At 64.8% G+C, this 25,368-nt stretch carries 24 protein-coding genes; 5 read left to right on the top strand and 19 right to left on the bottom strand.

The genetic code is table 11. The features are described 5' to 3' along the window. Positions 1 to 33 precede the first annotated feature (33 nt). Positions 34 to 870 (top strand): MetQ/NlpA family ABC transporter substrate-binding protein, encoded by an 837-nt coding sequence (locus RIT73_RS08000; protein WP_309131548.1) that lies wholly within the window; start codon positions 34 to 36, stop codon positions 868 to 870. Positions 871 to 989: 119 nt separating this feature from the next. Next, positions 990 to 1,772, top strand: coding sequence for an NAD(P)-binding domain-containing protein (locus RIT73_RS07995; RefSeq protein WP_309131547.1), 783 nt, complete (start codon positions 990 to 992; stop codon positions 1,770 to 1,772). A gap of 53 nt (positions 1,773 to 1,825) precedes the next feature. On the opposite strand, the gene RIT73_RS07990 is transcribed toward RIT73_RS07995, so the two are convergent. Both RIT73_RS07990 and RIT73_RS07985 read right to left on the bottom strand, forming a co-directional pair. Next, complete coding sequence (locus RIT73_RS07990) at positions 1,826 to 3,049, bottom strand: GTP-binding protein (protein WP_309131546.1); 1,224 nt, start codon at positions 3,047 to 3,049, stop codon at positions 1,826 to 1,828. 131 nt (positions 3,050 to 3,180) lie between these two features. Next, the gene (locus RIT73_RS07985; RefSeq protein ID WP_309131545.1) at positions 3,181 to 4,206 is read right to left on the bottom strand and encodes a GTP-binding protein; all 1,026 of its coding nucleotides are present in this window, start codon (positions 4,204 to 4,206) and stop codon (positions 3,181 to 3,183) included. Between the two features lie 67 nt (positions 4,207 to 4,273). Between RIT73_RS07985 and ykgO the strand changes: the two genes are divergently transcribed. Continuing rightward, a complete protein-coding gene (gene ykgO, locus RIT73_RS07980) occupies positions 4,274 to 4,396 on the top strand; it encodes a type B 50S ribosomal protein L36 (protein WP_309131544.1) in 123 nt (40 codons plus the stop codon). Positions 4,397 to 4,548: 152 nt separating this feature from the next. Here the strand turns inward: ykgO and RIT73_RS07975 are convergent, their stop codons facing one another. From RIT73_RS07975 to RIT73_RS07905, 15 genes are all read right to left on the bottom strand, one after another. Beyond that, positions 4,549 to 5,823 carry a TRAP transporter large permease subunit gene (locus tag RIT73_RS07975; RefSeq protein ID WP_309131543.1) on the bottom strand — a complete coding sequence of 425 codons (1,275 nt, stop codon included), beginning with the start codon at positions 5,821 to 5,823 and terminating at the stop codon, positions 4,549 to 4,551. Beyond that, on the bottom strand, positions 5,816 to 6,529 hold the full coding sequence (locus tag RIT73_RS07970; protein WP_309131542.1) for a TRAP transporter small permease subunit: 714 nt from the start codon (positions 6,527 to 6,529) through the stop codon (positions 5,816 to 5,818). The genes RIT73_RS07975 and RIT73_RS07970 overlap by 8 nt, the downstream gene beginning before the upstream one ends. Beyond that, positions 6,522 to 7,562, bottom strand: coding sequence for a TRAP transporter substrate-binding protein (locus RIT73_RS07965; RefSeq protein WP_309131541.1), 1,041 nt, complete (start codon positions 7,560 to 7,562; stop codon positions 6,522 to 6,524). Before RIT73_RS07965 ends, RIT73_RS07970 begins: the two co-directional genes overlap by 8 nt. A gap of 47 nt (positions 7,563 to 7,609) precedes the next feature. Further along, entirely contained in the window at positions 7,610 to 8,380 is a 771-nt protein-coding gene (locus RIT73_RS07960) for an SDR family NAD(P)-dependent oxidoreductase (protein ID WP_309131540.1), read from the bottom strand. 151 nt (positions 8,381 to 8,531) lie between these two features. Then, positions 8,532 to 9,185: a GntR family transcriptional regulator gene (locus RIT73_RS07955; protein ID WP_309131539.1), complete on the bottom strand. Its 654-nt coding sequence runs from the start codon at positions 9,183 to 9,185 to the stop codon at positions 8,532 to 8,534. 10 nt (positions 9,186 to 9,195) lie between these two features. Continuing rightward, complete coding sequence (locus RIT73_RS07950) at positions 9,196 to 10,188, bottom strand: transketolase C-terminal domain-containing protein (RefSeq protein ID WP_309131538.1); 993 nt, start codon at positions 10,186 to 10,188, stop codon at positions 9,196 to 9,198. Then, positions 10,175 to 11,035, bottom strand: coding sequence for a transketolase (locus RIT73_RS07945; protein ID WP_309131537.1), 861 nt, complete (start codon positions 11,033 to 11,035; stop codon positions 10,175 to 10,177). Before RIT73_RS07945 ends, RIT73_RS07950 begins: the two co-directional genes overlap by 14 nt. Before the next feature lie 308 nt (positions 11,036 to 11,343). Further along, entirely contained in the window at positions 11,344 to 13,056 is a 1,713-nt protein-coding gene (locus RIT73_RS07940; RefSeq protein ID WP_309131536.1) for a formate--tetrahydrofolate ligase, read from the bottom strand. A gap of 176 nt (positions 13,057 to 13,232) precedes the next feature. After that, positions 13,233 to 13,709 (bottom strand): GNAT family N-acetyltransferase, encoded by a 477-nt coding sequence (locus tag RIT73_RS07935; RefSeq protein WP_309131535.1) that lies wholly within the window; start codon positions 13,707 to 13,709, stop codon positions 13,233 to 13,235. A 166-nt stretch (positions 13,710 to 13,875) separates the two neighbouring features. After that, entirely contained in the window at positions 13,876 to 16,302 is a 2,427-nt protein-coding gene (locus tag RIT73_RS07930) for a DUF222 domain-containing protein (RefSeq protein ID WP_309131534.1), read from the bottom strand. Positions 16,303 to 16,638: 336 nt separating this feature from the next. Next, positions 16,639 to 16,971, bottom strand: a complete 333-nt coding sequence (locus tag RIT73_RS07925) for a VOC family protein (protein WP_309131533.1) — start codon at positions 16,969 to 16,971, stop codon at positions 16,639 to 16,641. Positions 16,972 to 16,983: 12 nt separating this feature from the next. Continuing rightward, on the bottom strand, positions 16,984 to 18,153 hold the full coding sequence (locus RIT73_RS07920; RefSeq protein ID WP_309131532.1) for an FAD-dependent oxidoreductase: 1,170 nt from the start codon (positions 18,151 to 18,153) through the stop codon (positions 16,984 to 16,986). Positions 18,154 to 18,224: 71 nt separating this feature from the next. Beyond that, on the bottom strand, positions 18,225 to 19,220 hold the full coding sequence (gene galE / locus RIT73_RS07915; RefSeq protein WP_309131531.1) for a UDP-glucose 4-epimerase GalE: 996 nt from the start codon (positions 19,218 to 19,220) through the stop codon (positions 18,225 to 18,227). A 42-nt stretch (positions 19,221 to 19,262) separates the two neighbouring features. Further along, the gene (locus tag RIT73_RS07910; protein WP_309131530.1) at positions 19,263 to 19,982 is read right to left on the bottom strand and encodes a response regulator transcription factor; all 720 of its coding nucleotides are present in this window, start codon (positions 19,980 to 19,982) and stop codon (positions 19,263 to 19,265) included. Further along, on the bottom strand, positions 19,982 to 21,475 hold the full coding sequence (locus tag RIT73_RS07905) for a histidine kinase (RefSeq protein WP_309131529.1): 1,494 nt from the start codon (positions 21,473 to 21,475) through the stop codon (positions 19,982 to 19,984). The genes RIT73_RS07910 and RIT73_RS07905 overlap by 1 nt, the downstream gene beginning before the upstream one ends. A 194-nt stretch (positions 21,476 to 21,669) precedes the next feature. Here RIT73_RS07905 and RIT73_RS07900 point away from each other — a divergent pair, with 194 nt between their 5' ends. Then, positions 21,670 to 22,635, top strand: a complete 966-nt coding sequence (locus RIT73_RS07900) for an ATP-binding cassette domain-containing protein (RefSeq protein WP_309131528.1) — start codon at positions 21,670 to 21,672, stop codon at positions 22,633 to 22,635. Then, positions 22,632 to 23,444: a hypothetical protein gene (locus RIT73_RS07895; RefSeq protein WP_309131527.1), complete on the top strand. Its 813-nt coding sequence runs from the start codon at positions 22,632 to 22,634 to the stop codon at positions 23,442 to 23,444. The genes RIT73_RS07900 and RIT73_RS07895 overlap by 4 nt, the downstream gene beginning before the upstream one ends. A 15-nt stretch (positions 23,445 to 23,459) precedes the next feature. Here RIT73_RS07895 and RIT73_RS07890 read toward each other — a convergent pair whose 3' ends face one another. Together RIT73_RS07890 and lhgO are read right to left on the bottom strand one after the other, a co-directional pair. After that, entirely contained in the window at positions 23,460 to 24,029 is a 570-nt protein-coding gene (locus RIT73_RS07890; RefSeq protein WP_309131526.1) for a dienelactone hydrolase family protein, read from the bottom strand. A 129-nt stretch (positions 24,030 to 24,158) separates the two neighbouring features. Continuing rightward, on the bottom strand, positions 24,159 to 25,355 hold the full coding sequence (gene lhgO / locus RIT73_RS07885; RefSeq protein WP_309131525.1) for an L-2-hydroxyglutarate oxidase: 1,197 nt from the start codon (positions 25,353 to 25,355) through the stop codon (positions 24,159 to 24,161). Positions 25,356 to 25,368 lie beyond the last annotated feature (13 nt).

Below are 25,368 nucleotides of genomic sequence, written 5' to 3'. Positions count from 1 at the left end.
ATCTGACTCAAGTGACACATCCTTAGGAGAGACATGAAAACCAAGCTCATTGCACTCACTGCAGCCGCCACCCTGCTGCTCTCGGGCTGCGGCCTGATGGGCGGCGGAACCAGCGAGGTCGGCGAGAAGGACGGCGACGTCGTCAAGCTGACCGTCGGGGCCACCCCTGTGCCCCAGGGTGACATTCTCCGCTTCGTCGACGAAAACCTCGCCGCCGAGGCGGGGCTCGACATCGACGTCCGCGAATACACCGACTACACCCTGCCGAACAAGGCACTGTCGGACGGCGACCTCGACGCCAACTACTTCCAGCACAAGCCGTACCTCGACTCCGAGATCGACGGCCAGGGCTACGAGATCACCGCGTTCGAACCGATCAACCTCGAACCCTTCGCACTGTTCTCCAATACGGTCAAGGACGTCAAGGACCTGCCCGAGGGCGCGAAGGTCGGCATCAACAACGATCCCGCCAACCAGGGCCGTGCGCTGAAGCTGCTCGAGCAGGCCGGTCTCATCAAGCTCGCTGACGGTGTCGACGCCGTCAGCGCCAAGCTCTCCGACGTCAAGGAGAACCCGAAGAACCTCGAGTTCATCGAAGCCGACGCCGCACAGCTGGCCCGCACCCTCCAGGATGTCGACGCCTCGGTCATCAACGGCAACAACGCCCTCGAGGCGGGGCTGAGCCCGGCCAAGGACGGAATCCTCATCGAGTCTCCGAAGGACAACCCCTACGGCAACTTCCTCGCGGCTCGCACCGAGAACAAGGACGATGAGAACATCAAGAAGCTCAACGAGCTCCTCCACACCCCCGAGGTGAAGCAGTTCATCGAGGAGAAGTGGTCCGACGGTTCGGTCCTGCCGTCGTTCTGAGCGGGCGGTTCAGCCGGACAGGGCGGATGGTCCGGGTCGATATCCCATTGTGGATTCGGCTCGGACCATCCGCCCTTGTCGTCTGGCAGAATGCTTGTCGTCTGGCAGAATGACGTTCCATGACCACGAGCATCGGAATCATCGGCGTCGGTGAGATCGCCTCGGCGATCGTCGGCGGGCTCTGTGCCCTCCCCGACCACCCCCAGTTCTTCCTCTCCCCGCGCAATGCGCAGCGGGCGGCTCGCCTCGCCGAGGCGCACGAGCGCATCGAGGTATGCGACAGCAATCAGGACGTCGTCGACCGCAGCGAGCTGGTCGTCCTCTCCGTACTGCCGGGCCAGGTCGAATCGGTGCTCGCAGAGCTGGAGATTCCGTCCGAACGCACGGTCGTGAGCGCGGTGGCCGGGGTCTCGATGGACGCACTCACCCCGCTGCTTCCCCACCGGCCGTCGCTGGTGCGGGTCATCCCGCTGCCCGCGGTGCGGGAACGCCGAGGCGTGACAGCAATGTTCCCCGCAGAGCCCGCCGTCGAGGAGATCTTCGACGCGCTCGGCGGAACCGTCGCCGCCGCCGACGAAGCCCAGTTCAACACTTTGTCGGCCGTCACAGCGACCATGTCGGCCCACTTCGCCTTCGTTGCCGGCATCGCCGCTTGGCTCGAGGCACAGGGATGGGACCGCGCCGATGCCGAGCACTTCGTCCGCGGCGAGTTCGTCGGCTTGGCGACTACCCTGGCGGATCCGGAGACCCCATTGCCCGACCTCATCCACGGACACGAGACTCCCGGCGGGCTCAACGAGATGCTGCGCAGGGAGTGGATGGGCGAGGACAATCAGGCGAGACTGGCTCAAGCTCTCGACCATGTCCATGATCGAGTCAGGGGTGCGACGACGTCCGAGTGACGGCAGTGCAGGCGCACTCAGTTCATCCGAACCTTCCAGCGCGCAGCGTCGATTCAGGCGTGCAGCCGGACGTAGTGGAGGAATCGCTCAATCGCGCTCTTTCCCTCGTGGATCTCATCGTCGTCTCTCACCCTGGTGCCTGCGTCTACGTCTGCGTCTGCTCGAGAGTATGTCTCCTGGTTGAGCGCCGATTCCAATCGTGACCGAACTTCATCGGTGTCGAACGACTGACCGATGACGACAAGAACACTGTCCGATTCGCCACGCTGTTCCGAGCCGCCGGACTCCTGGCCTCGGAACTTCGCCACGGAGGTCGATACATAGACATTCGGCCCGACCGCCTGCACCCCGAAGGACCGGATGCGACCCTGGTCCCGCACCGTCACGGTGCCTTTGACCCGGTACACACCGCGCGGCAGTTCCTCGACGAAGTCCATCGCCGCGTGCGCGTGCGCGCATCCGGATCCCGTCACCGTCACTGACTGCGCGTGTCGGTGACCGATGCCGGCGTCAGCCCCGAGGTCCTCCACCTCGAGCTTCTCCTCGCGCTCGGCATAGGCCTCGCGCAGGAGTTCTCGCAACGGCAGCTCAGCCTGCCAGTATTCTTCCTCATCGTCCGCCGCCGCTTCGCGCTCCCCCGCACCGGGTTCGAAGATGAGGTTCGGGTCGAGGCGTCCGAATGCGGCGCCCACGACGAGCACCCGAGGATTGCGCTGATGGACGCGGTACCTGATCGATTCGATGACAGCATCCCGGTCGGACGCCGGAACCTGATCCAGCTTGTTGACGATCACGAGGGTGGTCGCGGCGTAACGGACCGGCGGGTGTTCAGCGACGTCGACCGTCGACGAATGCATCGGAGCATCGACGACATCAATCACCCCGCCGAGGTGGAAGCGATGGCGCCCCATCCGCGAGACCATCCGTGCCAGGGTGAGCGGCTCGGCGAATCCGCTGGCTTCGACGAGGATCGCGTCGAGGCGCAGGGTCGGATCTGCCAGCGCGATGAGCGCGTCTTCCAGCGAGCCGTCGTCGTCCAGGCAGCAGATGCATCCGCCGGAGATCGAGAACGGCTCGTTGACTTGTCCGACGACGAGTCCGGCGTCGATGTTGAGCTCCCCGAAGTCGTTGACGACGACTCCGATGCGTGAGTCGGGGTGCCGGAGCAGGTGGTTGAGGAGACTCGTCTTCCCCGCGCCCAGAAACCCGGTGAGCAGGATGACCGGCACCGCTCTGCGTGTCTCGGAGCGTCGTGTCTCGGTGCGTCGAGAGGTCATTCGGTGATCACGGGGCAGTTCATGGTCCGATGATATCGCCGCGAGCACAGCCGACGTGCCAGCTCTCCTCCTCAGGTGGCAGCCATCGTTCTCACGTGTCGGCGCTCCTCCTCCGGTGGCAGCCATAGTTCTCACGTGTCGGCGGTGTTCCACTCGGGAAACGGATCGGGGAAGGTCGCCCACAACATCGGCCCCGCAGTCAGCTCCCCATCGTCAAGGACCGCTTCGTCGAGCATCCCACTCACCTCCTGCTGATCGAGACCGATGCCGAAGAGCGCCAGGTCCTGACCGAAGGCCAGAACCTCGTCCTCCGCCGCGAGCTGATGATCGAGGGACAGCGCGGTCAGTTGGAACGACCGTCCCACCTGATCCCAACTGGCAGTGATGTGCGGCCGCGTCGCCAGATGCGCAAACCCCGCCGACCGCAGCACTCGCCCATTGCTCTCTCGGGACAGGAGCACGGAAAGTGCCTGCCACAAGCGTCCCGGGTGGAAGGGTCGGACCTGTTCGTACCGGTAGGCGGTGATGCCGGGAGCATGGAACCGGGGCGCGAACTCGCGGTTGAGGAGCGCGACCCAGCCTGCGCTCGGCGGCTCGGGAAGGAAGGAATACCGGGCGGACCGGTGCACCGATCGCCGATTTCCGCGGTGAAACAGGTGAGAATTCGGGGCCAGATGGCTGACGAGCGCGGCCATCTGTTCGATCGCGCCTGGAGGCAGAGAGTCGGAGTTGACGAGCACCACAGTGGATGCGAATTCGAGCTGGCTGACGAGCAGTTCGGCCCGAGTGGAATATTCCATGGAGGCGTCGCCTCTGTCGACGAGGTTCGAGATGAGCACGTCGGAATCCAGGTCCTCAAGCAGATGTCCGACGTCGAGGACGCAAACCAGGTCTGAGAGCCTTGCCTCGACGCCTCCCGTGGTCAGCGCGCCGACGATCTCCTGCGCGGGAGCTTCAGCGGGGTACTCGAGTAGAACGCCGGGAGCGTTGAACGCGCTGCAGGCCAGTGAGATCATCCGATCGACGGCGTCGATTCCCCGACTCGTCTGCTCGCCGGGGATGAAGATATATCCCCGTTCCTTCGCCAGCTCAAGTGCATAGCTCCGCCGTTCTGCTGCGCAGACTCCCGTTACTGCAATCACGTCGACCTGTGGCATTCGCGTCCCTTCGGAGAACCGTCTATCATTTTCGTTAATGATACTCGTTCTCACTAAGGAGAGAAATATGAAGGTTCGTCGTTCACTGCGGTCGCTGAAGAAGCAGCCCGGCTCACAGGTGGTTCGCCGCCGCGGCCGGGTCTACGTCATCAACAAGAAGAATCCCCGGTTCAAGGCACGCCAGGGCTGAGCAGCCGACAAGGCAGAAATCGGAACTGAGCTCATCGCTCTGACCAGTGCGGGCTGTACGTGAGATCGTGGACGACCGAACGAGATCACGCGGAAGACCGCACCCTCGATCTGAGAGTGCGGTCTTCGCCACCTGACGACGAGCGTGCCAGATCAGCCGGAAATCGCCATCCAGCCCGGCAGATAGGCGACGAGCAGGATCACAACGATCGCCATCGCGTAGAACGGGATCAGCTGTCTGACCGTGTCCACGATGGACACCCGCCCGATGGCAGCCGATATGTACAGCGTGGTCCCGACGGGCGGGGTGTAGAGCCCCATTGCCAAAGTGACGACCATGACGATCCCCAGGTGGATCGGCCCCATGCCGATGGCTTCGGCGGTGGGAATCAGCACTGGTGTGAGCAGCAGGATCGCCGGCGACATATCGAGGAACATCCCGACGACGAGCAGCGTGACGATCATCGCTGCAGTCACCATCGCATCGGAAGTGAAGGTGCCGGTCAGGAAATCGGCCATCATCTGCGGTGCTTGCTGCATGGTGAATAGCCAGGCCATCGCGGATGAGAACATCACCAACAGCAGCACGATCGCACTGGCGGCCGCAGATTCCGCGGTCGAGCGCACGAAGCCGCGCCAGCTCAGGTCCCTGTAGATGAGGAACCGCAGCAGCAATGCGTACAGAGTGGTGAGGACCGAGACCTCGGTGACCGTTGCCACTCCGGTGAACAGCACCACGCGAATGAGGATCACCGGGATCAGGATCGCAGGCGTTGCCAGCAGCAGATCGATGAGCAGCTTCTTGGGCGTGAGCTTGGCGCGCACCGTCGGCAGCTTCTGCCACATCGCGACGAACCAGCAGCCGACCATCAGCACTGCTGCCATGATGATGCCCGGAACGATGCCGGCCGTGAACACCGCAGCCACCGATGCCCCTGACGCCGCCGAATACAGAATCATCGGAATCGACGGCGGCACGATGATGCCGATGACCGAGGACGATGCGTTGACTGCTGCTCCGTACGAAGCTGGGTAGCCAATGCGCGTGGTCCACGGGATGAGAACCTTGCCGAGGCCAGTCGCATCTGCAACTGCCGAACCGGACACTCCGGAGAAGACCAAGCTGGTCAGGACCGAAGTCATTCCGACTCCGCCCCTGAGCCTGCCGACGATTCGTGTCGCGAGCCCGATCACCTGTTTGCCGAGATTTCCCCCGAACAGCAGATCCGCGGTGAAGATGAAGAAGGGGATGGCGAGCAGCTCATAGGACGACGTCTGCGAGAAGGACTGCTGGGCCACCACTTCCATCGGCACATGGCCAAGCGCATAGACCCCGGCAACACACCCTGCGAAGATTGCGAACGCGACCGGGACTCCGATCACGAGCAGCCCGACGAACACGCCGATTGACAGCAGAACCTCAAACATCGCGCGCTCCCTTCTCGTCGGACCCCGAATCGTCCCGGCTGTCGTCGACATGTGGTCTCCGGTTCGAATCCGGATCCGCCGAAGCGGCGGTGCCGACTCCACCCGTGAGCACCGAGTCGGCTGACTGCCCTGATATCGCTCCCGCCGGCTCGCGCAGGAGGAGGATCGTTCGGATCAGAGCCTGCACTGCCATGACCAGCATCATCACGATGAAAGCGGCGAAGCTGCCAAGGACCGGCCATTCCATCACGAGTGTCTTCTGATCGCTGAGCACTCCCGACAGGTAGAGACCGAGGTACGCCCCGTACGCGAGCAGAAGCGTGCTGGCGACCCAGATGGCGACGAGAAGTGCCTTGCGGGCACGGGGACGCAGCAGGCTCGGCACCAGATCGACGGCGACGTGGCCCAACTGGGCCTGAGCGATGATGGCCCCCGCCGCGATCAGCCAGCCGAAGAAGTAGCTGGGACCTTCAGTGGCAACCGGCAGGCTCGACCCCCAGATGTATCGCAGCGCGACATTGATGAGCATCAGGCCGCCGATGCCGATGGTGGCGATCACCGCCATCGCCGTTCCGATGACCAAGAAGATCTTGTTGATCGGATCGGTCGCCCGCAGAGGTTCGTTCAGGACTCCCTGAACATCGATGGCGGCCAGATCCTCCTCCGTGATCACCGTCGCTCGCGCACTGCTGTTCTTCTCATTCATGGCTGTTGTCCTCAGCGAACTCGGTTCGACCCTGATCGGCTGCCTGAGTCAGATCCGAATAGAAGTCGGGAAACTCGGTCTGGGAGTCGTCATAGACGCTCTGTGTCATCTCGCGGAACGGCGCTTTGTCCGGGTGGGTGACGTCGAGAGTCTTCTCGAACTCCTGGTAGATCTCCGCTGATTGGTCCAGCATCATCTGGCGCTGATCAACCAACGCCTCGTCCGCAGCTCGACGGAGGATGTCCCTCTGCTCATCCGTAAGGGTCTCCCATTTGATCTTCGACGCGACGAACGGATTCACCTGGTACTGATGTCCTGTGACTGCAAGGTGCTGTTGCACCTCGTCGAGCTTTGCGGACTTGATGTTCACGACAGGATTCTCCTGCCCGTCGACAGCACCCTGGCGCAGAGACAGATAGAGCTCACCGAAGGCCATCGGAGTGGGGTTCGACCCCAGGGCATTGAAGATCGCAAGGGTCATCGGGTCATCAGGGGTGCGGATCTTCAGTCCCGCAAGATCCGCAGGAACATTGATCGGATGCTTGCTGTTGGTGATTTCGCGCATCCCGTTGTCCCAGTAATTGAGGACGACGAGGCCCTTCGATTCGGCGTCGTCAGTGAACCCGTCGAGGATGCCGGAGTCGATCACGCTGTAGGCGTGCTCGCTGCTTTCGAACAGGAACGGCAGTCCCACCAGTTGGATCTCCGGAACATAGGAGGCGAACGGCCCCTGAGAGTTGATCGACAGATCGAGGGCCCCGTTCTGCACCGAAGTGAGCATCTCAGGGTCCGACCCCACGGTCTCCTGACCGAGGATCTGAATCTTCATCTTCCCGCCGGACTCGGATTCAACGATCTGCTTGAATTCTTCAGCGCCCAGGGTTCGCGGGTTGCCTGGGGCCGCACCGTGGCCGAGCGTCAGCTCGACCATGCCATCGGTGCCCGCTGACCGCGGCCCGGCGCAGCCCGTCACAGCCAGGAGGGCAACTGCCGAGGCCGCGATCAGGGATCGGACGGGGAGTCTTCGTGTCATAGCTTTTCAGCTCCTTTGCTGAGTTGAGCTCGCGTGCCGTCCGGCTCTCAGGCGATGTAGGATCCGCCGTTGATGTTGTGGGTCGCTCCCGTGATGTATCCGGCATCGGGGCTGGCCAGCCAGGCGCACAGGGCTCCGATCTCGTCGGGAGTTCCCTGCCGGCCCAGCGGGACCGCTGCGGCCAGTTGTCTCTCGTTCTCCTCGTTGGTCTCAGCGGCCCGGATCCCGGTATCGACGACTCCGGGGCAGATCGCGTTGACGGTGATGTTGTGTTCGGCCATTTCCCTGGCCAGCGAGCGAGTGAGCCCCAGGACACCCGCCTTCGCCGCCGAGTACGACGTCTTCGAGTACACTCCCCCGCCCTGCTGGGCGGACACCGAGGACATGTTGACGATGCGCCCGGAGCCCTGCTCGATCATCTCCGGAAGGACTTCCCTGGCCATGAGGAACGTTCCGGTCAGGTTGACGCCGACCACGGTGTTCCACTCCTGCAGTGTGAGGTCGAGGAAGGGGCACGGCGACGGGATGCCGGCGATGTTGAGCAGCGCTCCGATCGGCGGCAGGTCGCTGCCGGCCACTGCTTCCATCACCGAGGCGACCGATTCTTCGTCGGTCACATCAACGCTTCGTCCTGTGGTCGCAACCCCGAATTCGTCGGCGATCGCATCGGCCGCGGAGGCGGCAGCCTCCCCGTTGAGGTCGAGCAGCGCTAGCGACCAACCGGCCCCGGCCATTCGTCGGGCGGCGTGGAATCCGATTCCGTTGCGAGCTGCGGCCCCGGTGATGACTGCAGTCCGCGTTGACGGTGTGAGTGTCATGGCAAATCCTTCTGTAGATTGTTGAGTGTTGACACTGGGTTCGATTATTGCGCTTCGTCCGGACTTCAATGTCGTGTTTCGAGCAGGCCGAGTTCGGCGGCAGCGTCGAGCTCAGTCTCAGGTGGTCCCGTCGCCTGCGAGTCCGCGGTGCCTATTCTGCGAAGAACTTCGCCGAGGCTCGCATATGCGACTGCAGGGCCGTCCGCGCCGCGGCAGCGTCGCCGTTCCTCATCGCCTCGACGATCGGAGAATGATGATCCCGGCCCATGTATGGAACGACGTCCGAGTTCTGGTGCGCGAGCACCACCACTCGTGCCGAGTTCTCCAGATTCGTCCACATCCTGATGAGGAGACCGATGCCGGAACTCCTGACGAGCGCCCGATGAAAGGCCAAGTCGCGGTCCAGGCGCTGGGCATAGGTCAACTTCGCCTCGGATCCAGGTGGAAGCTGCTCCGCGATCGCCTCGACGAGTTCATCCTTGTCGTCGCGTTGGAGCACCTGCTCGATAGCCAGACTCTCGAGCTCCGCACGCACCAGGAAGAGCTCTTCGATCTCGATGCCCGTCATCAGCTTGACCCGGAGTCCGCGACCGAAGGGTTCGATCAGCCCTTCCTGCTGCAGGGTGCGAAATGATTCGCGCACGGTCCCACGGCTGACTCCCAGCTGCTCCGACACCGCCACTTCTCCCAGAGGTGTTCCCGGCTTGAGATGGCCCGCCAGGATCGCATCTCGGATCTGGGCGAGCGCTCCTTCGCGCAGAGTTGCCCGGGGTACGCTGCGCAGAGCTCCGTCGCTGATCGACATGAGGTTGTCCCTATCCGATATTGTTCTTCACCGTTGAGATGAGACTATCAACGTCGAGCCCATACCGTTCGTGCAGAGTTTCCAGAGCTCCGGCTTCGAGGAACTGGTCCGGCAGTCCCACCTGCAGGAATTTACGGGCGACCCCGCCGGTGGCCATCGTCGACGCCACGCTTTCGCCGAGTCCTCCGACCACCGAGTGGTTCTCCGCAGAGATGACCAGACGGTCGGCTGCGAGTTCCCGAAGCACGGTTGCGGCGTCAAAGGGCTTGATTGTGGGCACGTGAAGCACCGCCACATCGATCCTGTCCTCGGCCAGGCGCTTGGCCGCCTCCAACGTCCGCTCCGTCATCAGGCCGGACGAGATGAAGAGTACGTCGGCACCCGGTCTGAGCAGCGCAGCCTTGCCGAGCTGGAACTCGTAGTCGTACTCATCGAGGACCAATGGAACATTGCCGCGCAAGAGCCGCATGTAGGTCGGACCCTCGGAGCTCGCCATCTGCGGAACAGCCTGTGCGATGTCGAGGGCATCACAGGGGTCGATGATCGTCAGATTCGGCATCCCACGGAGGATTGCGATGTCCTCTGTGGCCTGATGGCTGGGCCCGTAACCCGTGGTCAGTCCGGGCAGTGCGCAGACGAAGTTCGCATTGAGATTGGGTTCGGCGATGTCCAGGCAGATGAAGTCGTAGGCCCGTCTCGTGGCGAATACCGAGTAGGTCGAGGTGAAGGGGACGAACCCCTCCATCGCCAATCCCGTCGTCATCCCCATGAGGACCTGTTCGGCCATCCCCGCCTGGTAGAAGCGATCCGGCATGGCATCGCGGAAGATGTGCATGTCGGTGTACTTCGCGAGATCGGCACTGAGACCGATGATGCGCTCGTCTTCCCGAGCGACATCCACGAGGGCATGACCGAGCGGTGCCTTGACGGTTCGCTGGTCTTCGCCGGCGATCGACGCCGACATCGCTCCCGATCGGCGGACGGGTGGTTTACTTGGATTCATTGTCGAACACCTCTTTCAGCTGAGCTCGGGCCTGGGTCCATTCGTCTTCAGCCACTCGCATGAAGTGGAGCTTCTCGCGGTCTTCGAGCATCGGCACGCCCTTGCCCACCTTGGTGTTGCAGATGAGGACGCCCGGCTGATCCTGGTTGGCGCGGAGTGCTTCGAGTCCCAGAACGATCTGTGCCGGATCGTTGCCGTCGACGCGGATCGCCTCCCAGCCAAATGCCCGGAACTTCTCATCGACCGGTTCGGTCGAGAGCATGTCCTGCGATGGACCGTCGGCTTGCAGCCCATTGAAGTCGACGACTGCGGTGATGTTGCTCAGCTGATGCTGAGCCGCCTCCAGCGCCGCCTCCCATGTCGAACCCTCGCCGAGTTCTCCGTCGCTGAGGATGTTGAAGACATGACTGTCACTGTCCTTGCGCCTCAGCCCAAGCGCGATTCCCACGGCGATTCCGAGCCCGTGCCCCAGGGACCCGCCGGAGATCTCCACGCCGGGCGTATAGGTCGACATTGACGACATGGGCAGCCGCGAGTCGTCCGCCGCATAGCTTTCGAGCTCCTCGAACGGCAGTACTTTCGCCTCGACCAGGGCGGCATAGAGCGCCAGCGCGTAGTGGCCGATCGACAGCAGGCACCGGTCACGGTGTTCCCACTCGGGTTCTTCTGGTCGGAATCGCATCTGATCGGTGTAGAGAGCTGCGAGGATGTCGCTGACTCCCAGCGCCTGACCGATATACCCCTGGCCCTGCACTTCAGCTTGGATCAGACTGTTCTCGCGGATCCGAAGCGCAGCTTCCCTGAGCCGGAGAAGTCTCTCATCCGATACTCCTGTTGTGTCCAGCACCGCTCACCTCCTTGTTGAGTGCTGACTGTTAACAATCATCATAGGCGACGAAGTGCGGACTCGCAATAGCCGATTCGCGAGCGCTTGTCGGTAGCCGGCCCGGCTCGATCAGTGTCGAGCAGTCCAGTGCGGGCTGTACATGAAGCGCAGGAAACTGCCGAACGGGTCGAGGTGCTGGCGAATCTCGTCATCGCTCGCTGAGCAGTTGGCCGGGTGGGGACGGCGGATCGAGACACTTGGTGCGCCCGAATTTCGGGCCGAACTTGTGCGCATCGGCGCCGAACTCGGCGACATGTACGCCCCGCCGCTCAGAACAGACCGGTGATGTTCCCGTTCTCGTCGACGTCGATATTGAACGCCGAGGGTTCCTTCGGCAGGCCGGGCATAGTCATGATGTCTCCGGCGATGACGACGACGAACCCGGCGCCGGCCGACAACCGCACATCGCGGACCACGATCGTATGGTCCTTCGGGACACCGCGCAGCTTCGGATCGGTACTCAGCGAGTACTGGGTCTTGGCGATGCAGATGGGGGCATCACCATAGCCTTCGTCCGTGAACTGCTCGAGCTTGCGCTTGACAGCTGCCGGCAGGTCGATATCGGCGGCCCCGTAGATCCGCCGTGCAACGGTGCGGATCTTCTCCTCGAGCGGCAACTCCAAGTCGTAGCTGTACTGTGCCCTCGACCCGGCGCCGTCCGCGTCCCCAGCCTTAACCGCAGCCTCGACGACCGCCTCGGCGAGGGCAAGCGCACCTTTGCCGCCGTCGGCCCAGTGAGTGGACTCGACTGCCGCGATGCCCTGGTCCCGCAGGTGCTCGATCGCCGCCGACATCTCCTCATCGGTGTCGGTCGGGAACCGGTTGAAGCACACGACCGGGGTCAGCCCGTAGATGTTCAGCAGGTTCTGGCAATGGTGTTCGAGGTTGCTCATTCCGCTGAGGACCGCGTCGACGTTCGGCGTCTCGACGTCGGCGACCTCGACGCCGCCGTGGTACTTCAGCGCCCGCAGCGTCGCGACGACGACCACGGCTGAGGGCCAGATCCCCGCGACGCGGCACTTGATGTCGAGGAACTTCTCGGCACCGAGGTCGGCGCCGAATCCCGCCTCGGTGACGGCCCAGTCGCCGAGCGTCATCGCCGCCCTCGTCGCGAGCAGACTGTTGCAGCCGTGGGCGATGTTGGCGAAGGGACCGCCATGGATGAACGCCGGCGAGTGCTCGAGGCTCTGCACGAGGTTGGGTGAGAGTGCGTTGCGCAGCAGCGCGGTCATCGCCCCGGCGGCGCCGATGTCGGCGACGGTGATCGGCTCTCGCGCGCGGCTGTGGGCGATGACGATCCGTCCGAGGCGCTCTTTGAGGTCGGCGACCGAGGTGGACAGGCAGAACACGGCCATGACCTCGCTGGCGACGACGATGTCGAAGTGGTCTTCGCGCGGCACACCCCCATTGATCCCGCCGAGGCCGATGGTGACGTTGCGCAGGGCCCGGTCATTGAGATCGACAACACGGCGGATGTGGACCCGGCGGAGGTCGACGTCGAGGTCGTTGCCGTGGTGGATGTGGTTGTCGAGCATCGTCACGGCGAGGTTGTTCGCCGCCGCGATGGCGGCGAAATCCCCGGTGAAATGGAGGTTGATATCCTCCATCGGCACCACCTGAGCGTGCCCACCGCCGGCGGCGCCGCCCTTCATTCCGAACACCGGACCCATGCTGGGTTCGCGCAGAGCGAGGACAGCGGTGCCGACTTCGGGCTTCTGCCGGGCGAGTTCGTTGAGACCATCGACCAGGCCGATGCTCGTGGTGGTCTTGCCCTCCCCCGCGGGAGTGGGGCTCATCGCGGTGACGAGGATGAGCCTGCCGTCAGCGTTGGTCTGCGCTGCTTCGTCGAGGACTTCGATGGGCACCTTGGCCTTGGTCCACCCGTAGGGGATGATCTGCTCGGGATCCAGGCCCAGTTCAGAGGCGACATCGACGATGGGATCAAGCTCAGCGGCAAGTGCGATTTCCAGATCAACGTTCATAAGGCCATCATGCCCCGGACTACACGTTTTGTGACGCGGACCACGCTGACTTTTTGCATCGTCCGCATCGGGTCCGTCTTCCGCAACCCTCGCCGAGGTGGTCGTGTCCCCGCAGAGGAGAGCGCCTCCTCGACGAGGCGACGGTCGACCGCCGAGGTGACGGCCGGGTCGTATGCTCAGGACTCGAATTCGCGGATGTAGCAGAGCATGCGGTAATCGGTTCCGGGCTCGATGTTGAGGAAGCCGTGGCGTTCGTAGAAGCGCCGGGTATCCGTGTCGACCTCGTCGACGTTGATGTGCATCTCCCCGCCGCCGCGGGCGACCACCTCGGCGATCGCTCGTTGCAGCAGCTGGGTGCCGATCCCCTGATCGCGCAAGGTCGGCTGCACGTACAGCTCGTCGAGGACGGCCAGCGGACCGTCGCAGTAGATGGACGGGCGCAACGTGACGAGAGCATACCCGGTGGGTTCTTCCGGATCGCCTGCTACGAGAACGAAGGCATCGGGATGCTTGAGCAGCGCGCGGAAGCGTCGCAGCAGCACATCAGGCGGGGGCGTCGTGGAATCGAATTCGGCGTTGAAGTCGATCTGCAGGCGGGTGACCGCCATTGCGTTCTCGACTGTGGCGACTGAGATGGGATGAACAGGGTTCATACCAACAGTATGTGTCGATCAGCGAGTATGCGGCGATCAGCGAGCCGAAATAGTCTGGCTGAGCAATGAAATGCAGTTCAGTGCTCACCCGAGCACAACAACCGCGTGTCCCGGCCGCCCGCCAACGGCCACAGGCACACTTGTCCCCTGTGGTTCCGTCAGGCAGTTAATCGAAGAGAGTCTCCGCGATATCGCGAGCCTCGAACCGGGCATGCAGGATCGGGCGCCGAGCCGGATCAAGCGTGGCAGGGGGCACCCACGCCGGACGCCCATCGACCAACATCACCGTCTCCCATCCCGACTTATCCAACAGCCGATGATGGACACCACAGGCAAGGGTCATATTGTTGATATCCGTCTTCCCACCCTGGGCCCACTCCACAATATGGTGGGCATCGCACCACCCCGGCGGAGTATCGCAGCCCGGGAACGTACACCCCTGATCCCGGGCAGTCAGGATCGCCAACTGCTTCGCATTCGCGAACCGCTTCTCCGTACACACCTCAACCGTGCGCGCCTTCTCACTCATCAGATGGAAGAACACCGCCCCATTGAGCCCCTCACGCACCGCCGTGGCCATTGGGAACCGGGACTCGGCACCTGTCTCCGCCCGCCCCGACCCAGCAGCGAGATCACTGGCTTTCGCCGTCACCACCAAAGCGAACGGGGCACCGGCACCGACCCGGTTCATCTCGACCCGCGACACCAGTGTCGCGAACCGGGAATAGATCCGAGTCCGGATACCCGGCTGCTGTAATGTCATCGCGACCCGAGTCCCGTCCTCACGCACCCCGTACCCAGGAACCCCGGTGGCGGATTCGCCACCGACAGTCGGGTCGAGCACATCGTGACGGTCCCCGGACAACACCGCCTCAAACGCTTCCACCACCGCCGCATCCAGGGACTCATCGCCTCCTGAACTGGCCTCGCCATCGGCAGCAGACCCTGCAGTCGCGCCATCAGCGGCCGATCCCACGCTCACGTCAGCGCCATCAGCGTCAGTGCCGACCTCTTCAGCGTCGGTTTTATCGTTCTCGCCGTCGGTGGTGGTGCTCCCAGCCTCGGGGTCAGTGGTGATTCGTGAGGTCAGCAGACCGTGCATGATCCCACCCGTCGTCGGATCCAACAGGCCCTTGAGCACCCACGCCCCATCCTTCCGGGCCCGCAAGTTCACACAGTACTCCTCCGCCCGCGGCTCCTCATCAGGCACCGACCCATCAGGATCGATCCAGGCCAGAACCTCCTCGAACAACAGGCGAATATCACGCACCCGCACCGCCGGAGCATTCTCCACCAGCACCCGCTCCGCCTCGACACGCTGCTCACCACTGACCCAGCCCGGCAGCTTCCGCAGACACTCAGCGATCACACTCGCCTGATTCGCCGACAACCTCCCACACCTGAGGCCGGCTGCGACCTGCGGGAACTCAGGCTCGCGTGACTGCCCACTGATCTCAACCCTGTTCCCCAACGACTTCGCCAGATTCGCCCGACGCGACGCCTCATAGCCGCTCACATGCAACCGGTCCTCGATCAGGGCCCGGGCATCCTTGGCCCCGTAGTCCCGCGGCGTTCCGGACCGCTCGAACACCGACACCCCGACCACCGACAATGACTCGACGAGACGCTCGAGTGCCTCGACGCCATCGAGCATGGTCACGGCCTGGTCGGGGCCCATCGGACGAGCAAACGAGAACAGGCCCTCGACCAGTGTCTGCAGGGCGGTGATCGAGTCCGTGATCTCGGGAGCGAACCGGACCAGATCAGCCCATGCCTCCTCAGAGAGCAACGGGTGCGGACCAGCCCCAACAGCATCGGCGTCGGCGTCGGGCTCAGCCTCACTACTGGACGGATGGTCAACGCCGGTTCCACCGGGGTCAACGTCGATCCGAGTTTCAGCACCGCCGCCGGTCTCAGGTTGAATGCCGGTCGTCGCGTCCGCACCGGCCTGCGCATCAGTGTTGACCTCAGAAACTGGGATCTCGTCGTCGCCGTGATGCCCTCGCGGGGCGACGCCCCAGACAGCAGTGCCCGCGAACTCATCACCCGAGCCAGGAGCGCTCCGCGACTCCCCAGCAGCAGCTACGTCGGCATCAGGACCGGCGCCAGCCTCGGAAACTGGAGTCTCAGCAGGAGGACCTCCAGCAGCCTCACGTTCAGACTTGCCCCAGGCACCGGTGCCCGCCTCACGCGCGAGGTCGGCGGCGTGTTCACGGGCCTGGTCGATGGCGTCCTGGCGGGCGCGGATCTCGGCATCGCGTTCGGCACTGATCCGGCGAGCCTCAGCTTGGGCGGCGGGATCATCGACCGTTGCCTCCCACAGAGTCCGGCCACCCCACTGGCCGAGACTCGAATCAGCACCAGCACTCGAACCAGCACCACTGCAACTGCCCGCCTCGGACGTCTCGGGCGACACTTCACGCGGTGCAAGCGCATCGGGCGGGTCAGGCACGCGAGAGACACCGGATACGCCGGGCTCGGCCCCGCCTGGTTCGGTGGTTTTCGGATTGTTCCCGCCGGCGCACCAGGGCGAAGCGGCGCTGGGGGTGCGCCTGTTCTGCTTCGGGTGGTTCCGGTCGGGGGTGAGAGTCATCGTCTCGGTCCGTTCGTCAACGTCTGTGTTGCCCGCTTGGTGTCTATGTTACGCGCATGATTCGAATCCGTCTACGTTTTTCTTCGATTATTATTAGTTTTCAGCCGCCTGTTCAGGTTGTGTTGTCGTGTCGTTTTCTGTTCCTGGTGCTTGATGTTGTTGAGTGCTTTCAGGTTATCGTGAGGGGCTGACACGAGAGTGTCAGAGAAGCGTGACAACAGTGCCGCCGAGGGGGTGCTGCCCCACGCGAACAGTGTGTTCGCGTGGGGAACCGGCGTGAACGGAGTGTTCGCACGGAACTGCAGCACCGCCTCGGCGGCAATGGGGAGTCGGAGCTCAAGCTCCGAAGAACACGACGAAATTGCCGTCAGGGTCGGCCAGCTGCAGGATGCGCGCTCCACCTCCGGGTTGCGGACCAGCATGGTCGATGCCCGCCTCGATCAGACGCGCTGCCGCCGCATCCAAGTCGGTCTCCCCCAGCACGAGCGTCGACTTCCCCGCACGATCGGCGTCGAGCCACACTTGCACACCGAAGTCGGCACCGAGGTGCCATTCGATCAGCCCGGCCATCGGACGAGCGTCGGGTCCGCGTTCGAAGAGGCGGGCATACCACTCTTCAGCACGGTCCAGGTCCGAGACTGTGCAGTTGGCGAGAATGCGATTGATCATGGTCTTACAGTCTCACCTTCCGCGATGCGCGGCGACCCGAAACTGATCGGGCACGGTTCCCGCTCCGGTGGCGAGATCGGCGGCGAGTTCACCGAGGAGTGGTGCGAACTTCGCTCCGTGGCCCGAGCACGCAGACACGACGACAACACCGTCCGCGACGTCGATGACGAAGTCCTCGGAACTCGTGTTGGTGAACAGGCAGGTGGTCTCCGCATAGGGCTCTGGCACCACTCCCGGCAGGTACCGCGTGGCGTAGTCGACCATCTTCTCGCGCATCTCCGGACGGATCTGCCCGTCCTGGTCGAGTGCTGAATCGATGACCGGTCCCCCGTTGAACTCGGCGATCTTCTGCCCACGGAAGCCGGCATCCCGACCTCCGGGAAGGCTGTAGACGATAGTCTCGGGGGTCATGTGGATCGAAGTCGGCCAGACACCGAACTCGCCACCGCCTGTCTGACCTGCCTGAACGCCGCCGGATTCGTCGCGATACGGCAGATGGAAAGCCTGCTCCTGCCGCACCTCGAGCGTCGGGAACGATTCGATGAACCCGGTCGGCAGGGCAAGGTCACCGAGCAGACTCGGAAGCCATCCCCCGGCCGCCACCACGACGACATCACCTCCGATGACCTCGCCGGAGGTCGAGCGCACCGTGAATCCGCCGATGGCACGTCGTTCGATCCCGGCGACCGTCCAGTCGGTGAGCACTCTGGCATGACCGGTGCCCTCGGCGAGCCTGAGCATCGTCTCGACTGTGGTCTGAGCATCGAGAACACCGGCGTCGGGGTGCCAGAGCACCTCGGTGTCGAAGGCGAACTGAGGCCATCGGGCCTGCGCGTCCGCGGCTGAGAGCAGCTCGTTCTCCACTCCCGCGGCGTCGAGGATCGGAGCCAGCTGGGCGACGTCACGGACCGGACCGTGGTCGACGGACCCGGTGCGGGTGATGAGCTGGACTCCGCCAGTCTCCTCGAGCTCGTCCCAGCGGCGCTTGGCCTTCACCAGCAGCTGAGTGTAGAGCGGGTCGGTATAGGCGTAGCGGAAGATCCGGGCAGAACCGTGCGAGCTGCCGGCGTCATTGGCCGGTGTGCTCCTTTCGAGCACGGTGACGTTCTCGCCTCGGGAGGTCAGCTCCCATGCCGTGGCGGCCCCTGCCAGCCCGGCTCCGACCACAATGTATTCGCTCATGAGCACAATTGTGCCCCGAAACGAGCGTGCGCCCGGAGACGAAACAGGCCATGCTCCGACCGTGCTCGAGACTACTTGCTCGTCGGTGACATTCCCGCCGCGTCGACGGCGCTGCGCACGATCTCCTCGAGGCCGAACTCAGCCTTCCAACTCAACTGCGCCGAGATCCGGGAGACGTCGGCGACGAGCGCTGGTGGGTCTCCTGCGCGACGCTCGCCCATCTCGGGCACGATCTCACGGTCGGTCGCCTCGGCGATGGCGTCGATGACCTCCTTGACGGAGGCACCCTTGCCGGTGCCGACGTTGAACACGGTCTCAGCGGGCTCGTCGTCGGACTTCATGTAGTCGAGGGAGGCGATGTGCGCCTCGGCGAGGTCCTTGACGTGGACGTAGTCGCGGATGCACGTGCCGTCGGGGGTGTCGTAGTCATTGCCGAAGACGATGGGCGCCTTGCCGGCCGCCACGCGCTCGAGGACGATCGGGATGAGGTTCATGACGGCGGTGTCGGCGAGCTCGGGCCAGCCGGCGCCCGCGACGTTGAAGTAGCGCAGCTTCACGGCCTTGAACGTGTCCCCGCGCATCTTCGCCGCGGTGATCGCATTGTCGATCATCCATTCGCCGATGAGCTTCGTCTCGCCGTAGGGGTTGATCGGACGGCAGTCGAGATCCTCAGCGACCATCTCGACGTCGGGCATGCCGTAGGTCGCGGCCGAAGACGAGAAGACGAGGGATTCGATGCCGGTGCGTTCGGCAGCACCGAGAACGTTGGTCAGTCCGCCGATGTTCTGCCGGTAGTACAGGAGCGGCCGCTCGACGGATTCGCCGACCTGCTTCTTCGCGGCGAAGTGGATGATCGAGTCGACGGAGTGCTCCTCGATCGCGGCGACGAGGCGGTCCTCAGCATCCGGTGCGGCCAGGTCCAGGCTGACAAGCGGCAGGCCCTCGACCCGGTTCTCGATCCCGGTCGAGAAGTCGTCGACGACGAGCACATCGTCACCGCGTTCGACCAGAAGCCTCACCACGTGGGACCCGATGTATCCTGCCCCGCCGGTCACCAGAACTGCCATGCGCCGCATTCTCCTTCACTCATGTACTGCTGCGCCCCCAGCCTACCGACTCTCCGGTCCCGGGATGATTCCGGCGCGGTGCGCGAGAATGGCGGCCTGCACCCGGTTCTCGACGTCGAGTTTGGTCAGGATCCCACTGACGTATCCCTTGACGGTCCCCTCAGTCAGGTGCAGCCGCGTCGCCACCTGCGAGTTCGAGCAACCGGCGCCGACCAGCGCGAGGACTTCCCTCTCCCTCTCCGACAGCCGCGAGATTCGGCTGCCCGCGGCAGGATCGGGGCGAGGACCCTCGCGCAGCTGATCGATGACCCGGTGGGCGACGCGGGGCGAGAGGTAAGCGGCTCCGCCGGCGACGGCATGGACGGCATCTCGCAGTTCCCTGGGATCGGAGGCTTTGAGGAGGAATCCGGCCGCCCCGCGGGCGAGCGCCTCGGCGATGTAGGCGTCCTCGCCGAAAGTGGTGAGGACGACGATCCTGGTCTCCGGCAGCAGGCGGAGGATCTCCGGTATCGCCTCGAGCCCGTCCAGGCGCGGCATCCTGATGTCGAGGAGCACCACCGCCGGGCGCAGCGCCCTGATCACTTCGATCGCTTCACGCCCGTCTCCCGCTTCCCCGGCCACCTCGATGTCGGGGTCGGTGGCGAGGATCGCGCGCACCCCACCGCGGACGAGAGGCTCATCGTCGACGATGACCACTCTGACGTCCGAAGCGGACGCCGTTCCCTCCGCGCCGAGACCGGCAGCTTGGTCGCTCGGCATCATCAGCGTCCTCCTGGCGTCAGTCGGTCTGCGGTGATGATGACACCGTCGGCTGTGCAGATGCGGTGGACGTCGCCGCCGAGGTCGACGAGAGAATCACGCGCAAGAAAGAACTCGCACCGGCCCGCCTCCGGAACCGGCGGCACCTCAATCGCATCCGGCAACCTGTCGACAGGGATGCTGGAGGGAGGCAGCAGCCCCGCCACCTCCGAGCGGTCGTCCCCGACCTCGATCTGCGCGAAGTCCTGGGACGGCAGGGCGAGGCTGGTGAACGTGAGGACGTGGAACACGGCGAAGGCACCGAGGACCAGCACTGCACAGACCGCCGGCACGAGCGCGGCGCGGCCCAGGTTCGCCCGGATGCTCCGATGGAGAGTCCGCAGCCTCTGCTCCGCCTCGGGGTCGGACTGCCCCTTGCTCACCGTTCCGTTCGGATTCGACGGAATCCGAGCTTCGACCCGAAAGCCGCCGAGGTGGGGGCCGGCCGTCAGTGTTCCGCCGAGCAGTCGGACCCGCTCCTGCGCCGCGGTGAGCCCCATCCCACCGCCGCGCGCCTCAGCGTACCCTTCCCTGCTGCCGCGCGGACCGTTGGTCACCGAGACTCGCGTCTCGTCCGCGGTCGTGCCGAGTTCGATGTCGACCGGCGCTCCGGGAGCGTGTTTGGCCGCGTTGGTCAGTGCTTCCTGAACCACGCGTTCGACGGCACGGACAGTCGCCTCGGCGGGGACCGTCGCCTCCGCAGATGAGCGCCGACTCGAGGCGGGGATGATCACATCGGCAGATGAGCGCCGACTCGAAGCGGGGGTGTGCCGGCCCCAAGCCGGCCCATTGGGGGTGATGGTCACCTCCATCCCCGATTCGCGAGCGCGGTCGACGATCCGGTAGAGGCCGAATCCCTCAGGACTGCGGCGGTCCCCGGGTTCCTCGCCGCTGAGCACGTCACCGGTTCTGAGGACGCCGAGGATCTCGTGGAGGCGGTCGGTGGCGGAGACCGCCCGCTCCCTGATCTGGGCTGCTGCCCGGCGCTGCTCGTCGGTGGATTCGGGCAGGAGTTCGAGCGCGCCGCTGTGCAGGGCGATGAGCGCGAGGTCGTGGCCGAGCACGTCGTGCATGTCCTCGGCGATGCGCGTCCGCTCGCGGGTGCGAGCGAGATCGGCGATGATCGCCTCCTCCTTCGACCGGCGCAGTCGCTTCAGCTGCAGGACCCGCCCGATCCACCACGGGATGAGGAGAACCACGAGGTCGTGGAGCAGATAGTGCACCCATTCGGAGACGATCGACCCCGGCTCCCGCAGCCATGCGACGAGAAGCTGCACGAGCAGGCCGAGGGCGAAGGCGACGAGGGCCGGACGCAGACCGGTGCTGCGACGTCCGATGAGAAGGGACGGGATGACGAGGAGTGCCAGCAGGAAGGACCAGGGTCCCCCGACGAGCAGTGGAATCGTCACCGCGCATGCGACGAGGCCGGCCAGCTGCCACCACTCGTGTCGCCTCATCCGCGGTTCCGCCTCTCGAGAGCACCTCTCGATTCGAATGCTACCAACCGCCACGGACTCGACGGCACTGACGAAAGTCAGGGCCATTCCCTCGGAGAATACCGACGAACGACAGGGTCGACAACCGACTCCGGACCGGTTCGCGCCGGGCCGGCGACTCCTAGGCTGAGTGGCATGGAGAAAGGACGAACACCATGATCAGATTCGAATCGCTCACGAAGGTCTACGGGGACAAACGCGCCGTCGACGACATCACGGTCACGATCCACCCCGGTCGGGTGACCGGATTCCTCGGCCCCAACGGCGCTGGGAAGTCGACGACGATGCGAATGCTGCTCGGCCTCGACCGCCCGAGCGCCGGCACCGCACTCATCGACGACCGTCGCTACGCCGAACTCGACCGCCCCCTGCGCACGGTCGGCGCGCTCTTGGAGCCGCGCACCGGCCACCCCGGCCAATCGGCCCGGAGCCACCTGCTCGGCATGGCTCGCAGCAACGGAATCAGTCCTCGCCGGGTCGATGAGGCGCTGGCCACCGTCGGACTCGACGACGTCGGCCGGTCGCGGATCGGCACGTTCTCTCTCGGGATGCGGCAGAGGCTCGGCATCGCCTCGGCGCTCATCGGCGACCCCAAGGTGCTCGTCTTCGACGAACCGGTCAACGGACTGGATCCTGAAGGGGTCAGCTGGATTCGGCGCCTGATGCGCTCCCTCGCGGCCGAGGGACGCACAGTGTTCGTCTCCAGTCATCTGCTCAGTGAGATGGCGGACACGGCTGATCACCTCGTGATCATCGCCCGCGGTCGCCTCGTCGCCGATGCGCCGCTGCGAGAGCTCCTCGACGTCACCCGCACCGCCCACGTCCGCACCCCGGAAGCGTCAGCTCTGGCCGTGGTCCTCGCGAATGCGGGCCTCGAGGTCTCCGCCGCCGAGGAGGGGCTGCGGGTGAGCGGGACCGACATCGATTCGATCGGTGCCCTCGCCCACTCCCACCGCATCCGGATCGACGAACTCGCCTTCACCGGCTCCTCCCTCGAAGACGTCTACGCGCGCCTGACCGCGGGCGGCACCGACTACCGGGCCATCTCCCCGGCGACCCCCACCCATCCGACCACCGCCGGGCAGGACCCGGCCGCTCTCAGCTCGGAGGCACTCCGATGACCACCGCAACCCCGCAGAACTCGATCTCACCGACTTCGGAAGCTGGGACCTCACGCCTGAGTAGCTGGTGGGGCACGGTCGCCTTCGAGTGGACGAAGCTCGTCAGTGTCCGCTCCACATGGTGGATCCTCGCCAGCGCTCTCGCCTGCACCCTCGCCGGAAGCTGGCTGCTCGGCGCCTCGGCGCTGGCCAGCGGACGCAACGGGTTCGACACCGCAATGCCCGCCCCCGCCATCGTCGTCCAGACGATGCTCATCGTGGAGATGGCCCTGGTCCTGCTCGGCACCTTCGCGATCACGAGCGAGTATTCGACCGGGTCGATCATGACGACGCTGCAGAGTGTTCCCCGGCGGTTCCGGGTCCTGGCCGGAAAGACGGTGGTGCTGCTGATCATCGGGATCGTCGCCGGAGCTGCTCTCATCCTCGTCGGGACTCCTGTCGCGGCAGGCGCCGCGGCCGAATTCGGACGGTTCGAATCCCCGGACCTCGCACGCGCGATGATCGGCACCGGCGTCGGCCTGGCCCTGCTGAGCATCTTCGTCCTCGGGCTCGGTGCGGCTCTGCGCAGCGCGGCCTTCACCATCATCACTGCATTGGCACTGCTTCACGTGGTCCCGAACATCCTGCCGCTCTTCGGCGTCGAAGCGATCAGCGACCTCGCGCAATACCTGCCGAACCAGGCGATCGCGGTCCTCGCGGTCGAGACGACCCAGCCCTACGAATGGCCGGTCGCCCTGGCCGTTCTCGTCGGTTGGGCCGGCGCCGGGCTGCTCTTCGGATATGCGATGCTGCGGTCCCGGGATGCGTGAGCGAACAGCCGCGTCTCACACCTCGGCGAGGAATGCCTGCACTCGCTGCAGCACCAGCGCGGAGGCTTGCGGGTCGTAGGCATCGAGGGAGGAGTCGGTGAAGAGGTGCTGGTCGCCGGGGTAGACGAACAGTTCGGCTCCCGCCGCCGAGTCCACGAGATCTCGCGCGGCAGGCAGATCCTCGTCGAAGAACTCATCACTGTCCTTGCCGTGGATCTGCGCCGGCACCTCGTCCGGCCACGCGTCCCCGAACTCCGTCACAGGCAGGCAGGAGTGCAGGAACACTGCTCCCCGAGCTCCCGGGCGGGTCTGAGCGAGTGGTTGGGCGATCATGACGCCGAAGGAGATGCCGGCGTACACGAGCTCCTGCCCCAGGTCGTCGGCGACTGCCGCACCGCGCTCCCGGATCTTGTCGAATCCGACCTCGCGGACGTAGCCGAAACCCTCGTCGAGGCTGTCGAATGTCAGCCCGTCGAACAGGTCAGGAGTATGGACGGTGTGGCCTGACCCTCGCAGTTCGTCGGCGAAGCGTCGCACCCCGTCGGTCAGCCCTTGGATGTGGTGATAGAGCAGCACCTCGGCCATGTCATCGGTTCCTCTCGATCTCGATCCTCATCGATCCAGACTCACTGATCCGGGCTCACCGTTCCAGTCACATCGCACATTACCGAGTGGGAACAGGGCGCACCACCCCGCGAGGCAGCGTTCCCGGAACTACCTCGTCGCCTCGTCGATGAGGTGTTCGGCGATCGCCAGTGCCGAGGTGGCTCCGGGTGAGGGGGCATTGCGGACGAACATCGTGGCGCGGCCGCGGTCGATGACGAAGTCGTCGACCAATGATCCGTCCCGGTTCATCGCCTGGGCGCGGATGCCGCGGGTGGCTCGCCGACCGGTCGCCCCTGCGAGCATGGGCACATACCGGGCAGCCTCCTCGACGAACTTCTCGCTCGAGAGGACTCCGGCGATCTCCCGCCGGGCGGTGGCCATGTTGCCGGCCGCGAACCTCCAGAACCCAGGGTTGACGGCGATGCGCAGGGAGTCGGGCAGGTTGAAGCCGAGCCCCCGGTAGCCTTCACGAGAGAAGGAGAGGAAGGCGTTGGGTCCGAGCATCACTCCCCCATCGATCCGCCGGGTGACATGGACGCCGAGGAACGGGTACTTCGGATCCGGCACGGGGTAGATGAGCCCGTTGACGATGTCGTCGTACTCGGGTTCGAGGATGAAGTACTGACCGAAGAACGGCACCACCGACGGATTCCTGTCCTCTCCGGAGCGGGCGGCCAGGCGGTCGGACTGCAGACCGGCGCAGGCGATGACCTGGTCGTATTCCTGCGCATCGAACACGGAATAGACGATGGCGCCTCCGGCCCGCTCCTCGACCCGGTTGACCGCGGTGGAGAAGCGGACCCGGCCCCCACCTCGGCGGAAGTCCGAGACAAGGGCTTCGGTCAGTCCGCGGTAGTCGATGATTCCAGTGTGCGGGGAATGCAGGGCAGCCAGGCCGACCGCATTCGGCTCCACCTCTCGCAGGCCGTCGGCGTCGAGGAGTGCGACGTCGGGGACGCCGTTGGCCAGGGAACGCTGATGGATGGCGTGGAGCCGTTCGACTTCGACGTCGTTGGTGGCGACGACGATCTTCCCGCATTCGTCGAAGGGCACGGAGTGCTCACGGGCGAAGTCAACGAGGAGGGAGACGCCACGGCGGCAGAGCCTGGCCTTGAGGCTGCCGGGTTCATAGTAGAGGCCGGCGTGGATGACCCCGGAGTTGTGGCCCGTCTGGTGGGAGGCCGGCCGGTCCTCCTTCTCATAGAGCGTCACCTCCGCTCCGTCATAGCGAGCGAGCAGACCGCGCGCCACGGCCGAGCCGATGATCCCCGCACCGATGACGGCGAATCGCTTCCTCGCACTCATACCGATACCCCTT

The organism is Brevibacterium sp., from assembly GCF_031179145.1.
Lineage (GTDB): Bacteria > Actinomycetota > Actinomycetes > Actinomycetales > Brevibacteriaceae > Brevibacterium.
This window is presented reverse-complemented; position numbering and strand designations above follow the sequence as displayed.